Origin of the sequence: Mesorhizobium sp. M7D.F.Ca.US.004.03.1.1, assembly GCF_003998635.1 — a bacterium.
Classification (GTDB): domain Bacteria; phylum Pseudomonadota; class Alphaproteobacteria; order Rhizobiales; family Rhizobiaceae; genus Mesorhizobium; species Mesorhizobium loti.
In genome coordinates, this window is the sequence record NZ_RZQG01000101.1 from 1 (window position 1) to 11318 (window position 11318).

Consider the following 11318-nt stretch of genomic DNA (forward strand, 5'->3'; position numbering starts at 1 on the left):
GTCAAAGCCGTCGTCGCGGATGTGCCAGCTCATCAGCTCCTTGCGCTCCACTGCCACGATGGCGTGGAAGCTTTCGAGCAGGATGCCGTGCGGTTCGGCCGTTACCAGTGCGGCCGCGCAACCGTCGCCCCACAGGCAGAACGAGATCAGCTTCTCAAGCTCGGTGGCTTCCCTGAAATGCAGCGTGCACAATTCGATGTTGACGATCAGCACTCGGGCGTTCGGGTCGGAGCGCACGATATGGCGAGACAGCTTCAAGGCGTTGATGGCGGCATAGCATCCCATGAAGCCGACGATGGTGCGCTCGACCGACGTCGGCAGGCCGCATCGCTGCACCAGTTCGAGGTCGATGCCAGGCGCTGAAAAGCCGGTGCAGCTCGTCACGATCAAATGCGTGATCAGCGAGCGGTCGTCGTCGGCCAGCAGCGTGTCGACGGCCTTGTGCGCGAGCTCCGGCGCGGCGGCTTCGTACATCTGCATACGAATTGCTGTGCTGGCGAAGGAGCCCCTGACCGAGGTGCCGTCACGGTCGATTGCCCCGCCGCGCGGATCGTCGGCGGGCGCAAAGCAGGAATAGCGATGTTCGATGCCGGCGAGACTGACCATTCGCTCGAAAAGCGTAAGACGCTGGGCATCGTTTTCAAGCAGCGAAGCTCCATAGCGGAGGAAGAATTGATGCACGTCGTGTTCTGGAACTGACGTGGCAATACGGTTCAGATACGCTTGAGAGGACAAAATTGCTCCGACAATGAGCCCAATCGGGTCTCATAAGAGGTCTAGGAATTGGGGAAGCGTTTCCTAAGGCAAACGTCGGCATAAGGTATTTTATTGCGCGGTGCCGATATTTCTCATTAGCAAACTGTGATACCAGCCTCCGATCTTGTATGAAAGGGGCCGACCTTCGGCTTCGCCGTCCGGACTGAGTTCACATGCGAGTTCCGCCATGAACAGTGCGCGGCCATAAAGGTACGACCGAATTCTATTTGCCGGATTGCCGGCTGAAGCCTTAGATTTCCGATCCATCGCATGACCGACATAAACATCAGGCATCTGGAGCCAGAACTCCTCGACGGCCTCCCGGCCGACGATCCTGGTGCGATTGCATCCCGTCGTGATCTCGTTCGCATCAACGCATTGATGTTCCAGGCCAGGATCATGGCATCGCTCTTGCGAACGAACGTGCTGACAGCGCCGCTGCGCATCCTCGAACTCGGCGCCGGTGACGGAAAGTTCATGCTGAGAGTGGCGCGGCTGATGGCGCGGCGTTGGCCCGATGTGGATATCGTCATGGTCGACAGGATCGACCTGATCGGCAAGGATGTGTGCAACTCTTTCGCTGAATTTGGTTGGCGGGCGCAACCTGTAACCGCCGATATATTCGATTGGACAGGGGACAGGCCCTTCGATCTTGTTTGCGCCAACCTCATCCTCCATCACTTCGACGACACGCGCCTCCTGGAGCTGTTTTCCCGGATCATGACGATGGCCCCGATGCTCGTCGCGACGGAGCCGCTCAGGGCCAAGGGGCCACTTGCCGCTACGCGGCTCCTGCGACTGATCGGCGCCTGCGCGGTTACACTGAACGACGCGACGCAAAGTGTCCGCTCCGGTTTTCGCGGCACGGAACTTTCACAATTGTGGCAGCTGTCAGGTGGAATGCCCGTGATGGAGGCCCGCAAAGGCCTATTCACTCAAGGTTTTGTAGGTGCCAGTATGCCCGGCACCAAATGATGCACGACGCAATTGTCATCGGTGCCGGCCCTGCCGGCAGTTCTACCGCCATTGCGCTGGCCCAGCATGGTTGGTCGGTGGCGATGGTGGAGAAGGTCGCGTTTCCTCGCCGAAAGGTCTGCGGCGAATTCATGTCGGGCACCAGCCTTGCCTTGCTCGACCAGTTGGGCGTCGGCGAAACTTGGCGCGCGGAAGCCGGCCCCGAAATACGTCGCGTCGGGTTCTTTTCTGGCGATGTTTCAGCCGAGGCGCGAATGCCGAGCGCCAAGACGGGTCTCGGCCGCGCTCTCGGCCGCGATCGTTTGGATTACATGTTGTTACAGGCCGCCGAACGCGCGGGTGTCGAAATTCTCCAGCCTTGCAAGGCTGTCGCTATTCGTCGGCACGATGATTTGCAGTTTGTGACCGTGGAGGCGGGCCAGCAACAAAAGGTTGTTAGCGCACCTGTAATTATTGCCGCGCACGGATCCTGGGAAATCGGGAAACTCCCAAGCCAGTTTGAAAGAGCGAGCCAACCTTCTGACCTTTTCGGTTTCAAAGCGCATTTTACCGGCGCCGCGCTGGCGCCCGACCTGATGCCGCTGCTGGTATTCCCGGGCGGCTATGGGGGAATGGTAACGGCAGACCATGGCCGGGCTTCAATTTCCTGCTGCATCCGCCGAGATGTTCTATCCGGCCTGCGCCGGCGCTATGGAAACATTGCGGCGGCGGATGCGGTATGGCGCCACGTCGTGGCCTCGTGCCGAGGCGTGGAAACTGTGCTGGCCGGTGCCGAATTGGATGGCCCATGGCTCGCCGCGGGACCGATCCATCCCGGTATTCGAGCTGGCTATGATCAGGGCATCTTCCGCGTCGGCAACATCGCAGGTGAGTCACACCCTGTAATCGCGGAAGGGATTTCGATGGCGCTGCAATCCGGCTGGCTCCTTGCGAGAGAACTGATCGCGTTGGGTAAAGGTCACGAGGGCCACGACGAGGCCGGACGTCGCTACGAAAGGGAATGGCGTCGGCAATTCTCGACCCGTGTGCGTGCCGCAGCCTTGATTGCCCGAATAGCGCTTGGGCCTGGCAGCGGGATGGTGATGCGCGCCGTGATCAAGAACTTTCCGGCGGCTTTAACGCTTGGCGCTCGATTGAGTGGAAAGACCCGGCCTGTTCCGGGTTTTTGACGTCAAGCAGCGCGGCTCACTGGGCGTCACCTGACGGTGTACCAACGTGGCGGTTGACCGTGACGAGGTCTCAGAACACGCCCGCAATTCGATCGTGCGTTCTACACCGATCTTCCACTAAGAAATGGACAGGATCTCGAGTTCGCGCTGCCCCAGCTGGACAACGTCGCCAACGGTTTTGCCAGTCAGCGCGATGGCAACCGGCGAACCATGCGATACGGAAGCCTGAGACGGGTTGGCCTCATCCTCACCGACGATGCGAAAGGTCTGAGTGCGGCCATCGTCACGCTCGAAGGTAATGGTGTGACCGAAGGCGATCACTTCGTTGGACGTCTGCACCAACATAAGCTGAGCCGTACGGACGCGCTCGGCATAGTAGCGCATATCTCGAACCGGGACCGCCGACTGCCGTCGCCTCTCGTTGATATCTTCCAGCACGTTAACGGCCTCGAGAGCCTGCTGAGCGCGAGCCAATTCAACCTGCAGCATCTTGAGGCCCGCCTCGGTGACGAGGTTGATCCGATCGGAGATAGCGCGGGCCGGCGCTTTCCTCCTTGGCAAATGCGACGCGCAATTGGTCTGGACTCCGTGTCGAACACTGTCAGCAATCCGAAAACCTACAGCCGACAATAAAGCAGCAACAAATTTGACGGGTGACTTTGGCAGAAACGGAATGTCCACAAAGGCTCGACGGCAGGTCTGCTCCCTTGCCTTCAATGCCAGAACCGGACGGTCCTCTTCCGGCCCCAAACAAGACATTGGAAGTCGGTGCGCAGGCTGCCCGCTACTGGCACAAAGCAGACTTGGGCGCTGCATTTTGCCGTTTGGGAATAACCACGGCTTGAGGACATTTTCTTATTGCACCCCCTCACGGTGCCAAACTCCCCTGCTCCACCTCCCCGGCATTGGGATCACCAGGCGCCGTCGCCTAGGCGAGTTCCACCAGCGTCACGGTGCGCCTTCAGGTCCCATCGAGCTGGCAGACGATGAGGCCCTGCTCCTCGATATAGGTCAAGAGGCGCGGGGCGCGGCGCAGTGAGTGCGAGCCATAGGCGCGGGCGATTGCGGCGTCGCTCGGGCATGGCCAACCTTCCTTCGCCGCACGCGCGATCATCATGAACACGCCCTGCATATCGTCGGGCAGCAGCGAGGCGCGCACCGAGACGTCCTGCCAGGCGTCATCGCCCGCTGCCATGTCGGAGCCCAGCCCAGCGCGGGCGCGCGTCAGCATGCGGCGGAATTCGGCCAAATCGGGCCCGCAGCCCTCCGTCCTCGTGCGTCTCAAAGTGTTAGCGAAAACTAATATTAATCGGCATCGTCCAAGACAATATGCCTATAATTTTGGCTAATTTTGGCATATGTACAAAATTTTAATCAATTTTTTCTGGTCATCATGTCTTACTATCTTCATCGGAGCTGACTCTTTGCTACTTATTCAGGGTATGTCTACAGAACGGTCGATGTTATGGTGGGTCGAGTGACGATTCCCTGGAACGATATTGTTCGTTGCAACGTTGCTCGGGAAGCGGTAGCCGGGACTCTTATCGAATGATTTGAGAGGCCAGGCACCACGAGGAAGGATTTCTGATGAGCACCATCACGAACGCCAAAGGCATCCCTCTTCCCTACACCGGTGCTTCCACCCATTGGTTCTCGGCAACCGGGTCCGGACCGGAACTGCACGGCACGCCCGGCAACGACTCCTTCTGGGGAGACAGCAGTGTCAATGTCACAATGTACGGTGGCGCGGGCGACGACTACTATCATCTCTATTCCACGATCAACAAGGCGGTCGAGGATCCTGGGGCAGGTGTCGACACGATCGACACTTGGATGAGCTACAAGCTGCCCGCTAATTTCGAAAACCTCGTCGTCACCGGCGATGGCCGCTACGCGTTCGGCAATGCGCTGGACAACATCATCACGGGCGGCGCTGGCAGCCAGACGCTGGATGGCGGCAAGGGCAATGATGTCCTCATCGGCGGCGACGGTGCCGACGTCTTCATCGTCTCGAAGGGCAACGGAAGCGACCTGATCTTCGATTTCGGCGCGACGGACACCGTGCGTCTCAATGGCTACGCCCTCACCTCGTTCGAGGCCGTACAGGCCAACATGGTCCAGGCGGGAGCGAATGTGCAGCTCAACCTCGGCTCCAGCGAGGTTCTGGTGTTCAACAACACCACGATCGACAAGTTTCAGCCCGCCCAGTTCGAACTGCCGATCGACAAAACGGGCATGACGGTGTCCTTCGTCGACTACTTCAACACGCTGAATCTCTGGAACGGCCACAGCGGCACCTGGGATTCCAACTTCTGGTGGGGCGCTCCGAACGGCAGCACGCTGACCCAGAACGGCGAGCTGCAATGGTACATCGACGCCAATTACGGCCCGACGAGTTCCGTCCACCCGTTCAGCGTGGCAAACGGCGTTCTCACCATCACCGCGGCGCAGGCCCCGGACGACATCAAGCCGCTCATCAACAATTACGAATACACTTCCGGGATCCTGACGACGCACGACACCTTCTCGCAGACCTATGGCTATTTCGAAATGCGCGCCGACCTGCCCGAAACGGCCGGAGCATGGCCAGCCTTCTGGCTGCTGCCGGAAGACGGCTCGTGGCCGCCGGAGCTGGACGTGCTCGAAATGCGCGGCCAGGAACCGAACACGCTGCAGATGACGGCGCACACCAACGAGACGGGACAGCACACCAAGATTTCGTCCTCGGTGAATGTTTCGAACACCGATGGCTTCCACACCTACGGCGTGCTGTGGACGCCGGATCAGCTGATCTGGACCTACGATGGCGTCAAGGTCGCCGAGGCCGCGACGCCGTCGGATATGCATAGCCCGATGTATATGCTGGTCGATCTCGCGGTCGGCGGTTTCGCCGGGGCGCCTCCCGACCATCTGGCGACGCCGGCACAAATGAAGATCGACTATATCCGCGCTTACACGCTGGACGATGTGCAGCAGAGCCATCTGAGCATAACGGGCGAGCACACGGTCTAGGCGACCAGTGCGATGTTGCGGGATCATGTGCCATTGAGGGATGCGACGAGGCAGCAGGGCCTGCGGTCGGTGTTCATGCGCGCCATTGCCGATATCGGCGTCTTCTCGCTGCTGATCAACATCCTGCTTTTGGTGATCCCGCTCTATCTGCTGCAGGTGTATGATCGCGTGCTGCCATCCTCCAGCATCGAGACGCTGCTTTATTTGTCGGCCATGGCGGTTGTCGCGCTCGCCTTCCTCGGCTTGCTGGACGCAGTCCGCGCCATTTACACGCAGCGCGTCGCCGCTACGGTCGATCAGAAACTGGGGGCGACGACATTCGCCGTCTCGCTTGGCGCCAAATATGCCGGCGGCGGCCTGTCGCCGCTGCGCGACCTGGCCTCGGTCTGCGCCTTCATCAGGTCGCGCGGCGTGGCGGTGCTGTTCGACCTGCCCTTTGCTCCTGTCTTTCTCGCCCTGCTCTATCTCATCCATCCTGTTCTGTTCTGGCTGACGCTCGCCGGCGCGGTGCTTTTGTTTCTTCTGGTCGTGGCCAATCAGCTTGCCATTGGCAGGAACGATGCCCTGTCGGCGGAACGCTCGGCCGCCGCGAGCCAGGCGGAGCAGGCCTTTGCCCGCAATGCCGAAACGCTGCGCGCCATGGGCATGGTGCGGGCCGCCGCCGAGGTGTGGGGCAGGCACGTCGCGGAAGCGCTCACCCTGCATGACCGTTCATCGAGCGCCAACGCGATCTTCAGCGCGGCGTCGCGGGCGCTGCGCATGATGCTGCAGCTGGCAATACTGGGCGCCGGCGCATGGCTGGTGCTGCAGGGGCAGATGACAGCCGGCATGATCTTCGCGTCCTCGCTGGTGTCGTCGCGCGCGCTGCAGCCACTCGACCAGCTGATCGGATCCTGGCGGCAGATCGTCGACGCCAGGCGTTCGTGGAAGCGGCTGGAGACCGCGCTTGCGGCACGTCCGGCGGAAGCGCGGAAGCTGACATTGCCGGACCCCTCCGGCGCGATCACCGCGCAGGACCTTTTCTTCATCGCGCCGAATGCCTCCTTCGGCACGGAACCCATCCTCAAGCGGCTGAATTTTGTGATCGGCGCCGGCGAGGCGGTGGCAATCATCGGCCCGAGCGGCGCCGGCAAATCCACGCTGGCGAAATTGCTTGTCGGCGCGCTCCAGCCGACCGGTGGCTCGGTCAGGATCGACGGTGCCGACCTCAGGACCTGGGACGAAAACCAGCTCGGAAAGCACATCGGCTACCTCGCGCAAGAAGTGGAGCTTTTTCCCGGATCGATCGCGCAGAATGTTGCCCGCTTCGACCCCGATGCCGATGACCCCGCGATCGTCGAAGCCGCCAGGCGCGCCGAGGCGCACGAGCTGATCCTGTCGCAGCGCGACGGCTACCAGGCCGCCATCGGTCTATCCAGCACGACGCTGTCGGGTGGCGAGCGCCAGCGGATCGGGCTGGCGCGCGCCTTCTACGGCAATCCGCGCATTCTCGTCATGGACGAGCCCAGTACCCATCTCGACGGCAGCGGCGAAGCGGCGCTCGAAGCGGTGCTTTCCGCCGCCAAAGCGGCGGGCGTTACGGCAATCGTGATAACGCACCGCCCTTCGATCGCCGCGGCCTGCGACCGCGTGATGCTTCTGCGCGGTGGAGTGGTCGAAGCCTTCGGTCCAAGCGGCGACGTGTTGCGGCAGTCGACCGCCGGCAAGGGCCTTCCCCCACAGCGCAACACGGTGGTGACAGGGTCGTTCGCCACGACGATCCGCGGCACCTCGCATAACGTCTGCTTTGGATCGTGAGGATGGCGGCGCAGAGCTTGGCCTGGGAAGGCCGACCACGCACCGACCTCCGGCGGGTGGCCTTCACTGGCTACGCCGCAATAGCACTATTGGCGGGCTGCTTCGGCTATTGGGCCGTCAGCGCGCCCTTGGCCGGCGCGGTGATCACGCAAGGCACGATCTCGGCGGCGGGCGGAAACATTCTCATTCAGCATCCCGAAGGCGGCATCATCCAGGAGTTGCTGGTCCATGAAGGTGATCGCGTGCAACAGGCCCAGGATCTGATCCTGCTCGATCGAACAGCCGCGCAGGTCGAGTTCAACCGGCTGACGAGACAGTCGATCGCGCTCAAGGCGAGCGCCTCGCGCCTGGAGGCGGAACGCGACGGATTGGACCGGCTCGCGCCAATCACAGGGACCGCGCCAGCACCGTTCCAGCACGATTTCGAGACTCTGGTTCGAGAACAGCAGAAGGAATTCAGCGCCAGGCTCGCTCGGTTTCGATCGGAACAATCGATCCTCACGCAACGGGTTGCCATGCATCGCCAGTCGGTCGTGGGATTGCAGGCCCAGAAACTCGCCATCCAGCAACAGGCCGAAATCGTGAAGAAAGAGCTCGGTATCAAGACCAGCCTGTTGGACAAGGGCCTCACCAATCGCAGCGAATATTCGCAGCTTTTGCGCAGCGAGGCCGATCTCGTCGGGCAGACCGGCGCGCTGGAGGCGGATCTTGCGGCGACCGCCACCCAGATCGTCGAAGCGCAGGCGCAGACCGAGCGTGCGACCACGCAACGCGTGGAGGAAGCGCTGACCAAGCTGGACGACGTCCGTACCAACCTGGCCGACATAGAGGAACAGATACGGGCAGCCGAGGCGGTGCTGAGGCGAACAACGATCAAGGCGCCGGCCGCGGGCATCGTGGTGTCGTCGACCTATAATTCCAAGGGAAGCGTGATTGCCCCCGGACAGAAGATCATGGAGATCCTGCCCACGGCATCGGGCCTGATCGTCGATGCACGGCTGCGGACGAAGGACATCGATCAGGTTCGTGTGGGCCAGCCGGCAAAACTGCGATTGTCCGCGTTGAACATGCGGCTCACCCCTGAGATTTCAGCCACGGTGACACAGGTTTCCGCGGACCGGCTTATCGACGAGGCTACGCACGAACCCTATTTCCGCGCCAAGCTGAAGATTGCCCCCGACCTACCGCCCGGCGTGATAGCGGAGCAGCTTTACCCTGGAATGCCGGTCGAGGCGTTCATCAGCACCGACGACCGGACTTTCTTCGAGTATCTCGCACGGCCGATGCTCGATTCCTTCGCTCGCGCTTTCACGGAACGGTAGATGTTGCGGGCCGCATAATCCGTCGGCACGCCGTCAATATCGCCAGGGGATGCCCACGCCAACTTGAATATATCCGCTCGGCTGGCCCCTGAGAGCTTCTCAGGGCGAATGATGCCGCAACCTTCGGCCTTCAGCTTTGCAACTCGGGTTTCAAGATCCTTGTCGACGGTGCTGGAAGGTACCGCGCGCCTCTCGTGGCGCCAAACGCGACCCAGCACGTACCGAATTTGGTCCAGCCGGCGGTGCGCGACCTCACCAAGCGCTCTTTGACAATTTTGCCATGCGCTGCCCTAACCTCACCCCCTCGCCAGCAGCGCCTCGACCTCCTGCAGCGTCGGCATCGACGGCGCGGTCCCTGGTCGCGTCACCGAAATGCCGGCGACGGCACAAGCAAAGCGCACGGCTTGCAACGGCTCCACGCCCCGCGACAACGCGGCGGCAAGACCACCATTGAAGGCATCGCCCGCCCCTGTGGTTTCGACCACGGCGCCCGCACTGACGGCAGGTACATGGTCGGAGCGCTCCTTCGAGTGCAAAAGCGCGCCCTTGTCACCCAGCGTGACGATGACCGTGCCGACGCCCTTTTTCAGCAGACTGTCCGCGGCAAGGCGCGCCTCGTCGACCGAGGAGACCTTCATCCCGGTCAATTCCTCCGTCTCCGTCTCGTTGGGCGTGAGGTAGTCGCACAGCGTATAGATGCGGTCGGGAAGCTTTGCCGCCGGGGCCGGGTTGAGGATCGTCGTCACCCCTGCCCCACGCGCGATCTCCAGCGCCCGCATAGCGGCTTCGATCGGCTGTTCGAGCTGCGTGACGAAAACGCCGGCACCGCTGATCAGCGCGGCATTGGCTTCGATATCGGCAGGCGAGATCAGCATGGCGGCACCGGGGCTGACGATGATGGCGTTGTTGCCGGTGGTCTCCTCGACGAAGATGTAGGCCGCACCGGTGTAGCTTTCCGGCGTGTCGATGACGGCATTCTTGACGCCCGCCTGCGCCCAGGTCTGCCTGGCCATGTCGGCGAAGGGGTCGACGCCGAGGCGGGTGAGGAAGGTGACGTCGGCGCCGAGCTTGCCGACGGCCACCGCCTGGTTCGAGCCTTTGCCGCCCGGACCGAGCGTGAAGGATGTGCCGAGGATGGTTTCGCCCATGCGCGGTTGCCGCTGCGCCCTGTAGGCGGTGTCGGCGACGAACACACCCAGGATGACGACAGGCTTGCCCGAAGCCATGCCGCTACTCCGCATCCGGCGGCACGACGCCCTTGCGGAAGGCGAAGCAGCCGTAGAAGCGGCGTTCGCCGGTCTGGATGACGCAATAGGCCTGTTTGGCGCGCTCGTAGAAGGCATAGCGCTCGACAGCTATCATCGGCCAGGACTTGCCCTCGGCCTTGTCGACTTCCTTCTGCACTTCCTTCTGCACAGCCGGAATCTCGTCCGGCTTGCCGACGATCTCCATGCGCGCGGCGGAGTCATCGACGAACGTGTCCAGCGGGTAGAGCGACAGCACCGCCTTGGCCACCTCGGCAGCCGAGGCATCGATGCGCAGCAGGCGGCCGAGCGCGGTCTGGCGCGCCACCGAATCGGACGGAAAATTGGTGTCGGCGATGATCAAATCATCGCCATGGCCCATTGCCCGCAATGCCTGCAGCACGTCGGCATTGAGCAGCGGGTTGATGCCTTTGAGCATGATAGTCCTCGTGAAGTCCGGTTGAGATCAGAGACGCTTGCCGGTCTCGGCGTCGAAAAGATGGATCTGGTCGAGCCGCGGCTTCAGGGTCAGCGTGTCGCCGGGCTTGAAGTCGTGGCGCTCGCGAAACAGCGCCACCATCTCGCCGTCGCCGAAGCGCAGGAACACCAACGTTTCCGAGCCGGTCGGCTCAACCACCGAAATCTTCGCCGGCACGCCATCGGGATGGATCTCGAGATGTTCCGGGCGCACGCCATAGACGACGGCCTGGCCGTCCTGTGCGGCATTGCCTGGTGCAATCGGGAACAGCGTGCCCGCGATGTCGACACCGGGCTTGGCGCCCTTGCGCATGACGCCCTTGAGCAGGTTCATCGAAGGCGAGCCGATGAAGCCGGCGACAAACAGATTGGCCGGTCGGTCGAACAGTTCCAGCGGCGCGCCGACCTGCTCGATACGGCCGTCACGCATGACGACGATCTTGTCGGCCATGGTCATGGCCTCGATCTGGTCGTGGGTGACGTAGATGGTGGTGGTCTTCAACCGCTGGTGCAGTTCCTTGATCTCGGTGCGCATCTGCACGCGCAGCTTGGCGTCGAGATTGGAG

Annotated in this window: 9 protein-coding genes and 2 pseudogenes; 5 read left to right on the forward strand and 6 right to left on the reverse strand. The window is 62.0% G+C overall.

Going from position 1 to position 11318, the window contains the following annotated elements; translation table 11 throughout:
• Positions 1–681: pseudogene (locus EN935_RS08960) on the reverse strand (type III polyketide synthase); the annotation flags it as partial.
• A 345-nt stretch (positions 682–1026) separates the two neighbouring features.
• Here EN935_RS08960 and EN935_RS08965 point away from each other — a divergent pair.
• Positions 1027–1731, forward strand: a complete 705-nt coding sequence (locus EN935_RS08965) for a class I SAM-dependent methyltransferase (protein ID WP_127265528.1) — start codon at positions 1027–1029, stop codon at positions 1729–1731.
• The gene (locus EN935_RS08970; RefSeq protein ID WP_245469005.1) at positions 1731–2900 is read left to right on the forward strand and encodes an NAD(P)/FAD-dependent oxidoreductase; all 1170 of its coding nucleotides are present in this window, start codon (positions 1731–1733) and stop codon (positions 2898–2900) included. Before EN935_RS08965 ends, EN935_RS08970 begins: the two co-directional genes overlap by 1 nt.
• Positions 2901–3017: 117 nt before the next feature.
• Here the strand turns inward: EN935_RS08970 and greA are convergent, their stop codons facing one another.
• Entirely contained in the window at positions 3018–3461 is a 444-nt protein-coding gene (gene greA / locus EN935_RS08975; protein ID WP_127265530.1) for a transcription elongation factor GreA, read from the reverse strand.
• A 367-nt stretch (positions 3462–3828) separates the two neighbouring features.
• Positions 3829–4155 (reverse strand): annotated as a pseudogene (locus EN935_RS08980) (ATP-binding protein); the annotation flags it as partial.
• Between the two features lie 332 nt (positions 4156–4487).
• Here EN935_RS08980 and EN935_RS08985 point away from each other — a divergent pair.
• From EN935_RS08985 to EN935_RS08995, 3 genes are read left to right on the forward strand one after another with little or no spacing between them, the layout of a single operon-like run.
• Positions 4488–5912 (forward strand): family 16 glycosylhydrolase, encoded by a 1425-nt coding sequence (locus EN935_RS08985; protein ID WP_109669532.1) that lies wholly within the window; start codon positions 4488–4490, stop codon positions 5910–5912.
• A gap of 33 nt (positions 5913–5945) precedes the next feature.
• Complete coding sequence (locus EN935_RS08990) at positions 5946–7709, forward strand: type I secretion system permease/ATPase (protein ID WP_245488894.1); 1764 nt, start codon at positions 5946–5948, stop codon at positions 7707–7709.
• A 2-nt stretch (positions 7710–7711) separates the two neighbouring features.
• On the forward strand, positions 7712–9031 hold the full coding sequence (locus tag EN935_RS08995; RefSeq protein ID WP_127373278.1) for an HlyD family type I secretion periplasmic adaptor subunit: 1320 nt from the start codon (positions 7712–7714) through the stop codon (positions 9029–9031).
• Positions 9032–9327: 296 nt separating this feature from the next.
• On the opposite strand, the gene rbsK is transcribed toward EN935_RS08995, so the two are convergent.
• From rbsK to EN935_RS09015, 3 genes are all read right to left on the reverse strand, one after another.
• On the reverse strand, positions 9328–10257 hold the full coding sequence (gene rbsK / locus EN935_RS09005) for a ribokinase (RefSeq protein ID WP_109669523.1): 930 nt from the start codon (positions 10255–10257) through the stop codon (positions 9328–9330).
• 4 nt (positions 10258–10261) lie between these two features.
• Entirely contained in the window at positions 10262–10714 is a 453-nt protein-coding gene (locus EN935_RS09010; RefSeq protein ID WP_109669521.1) for an RbsD/FucU family protein, read from the reverse strand.
• Between the two features lie 27 nt (positions 10715–10741).
• The coding region (locus EN935_RS09015; protein ID WP_127373279.1) for a TOBE domain-containing protein at positions 10742–11318 on the reverse strand (577 nt) is incomplete at its 5' end.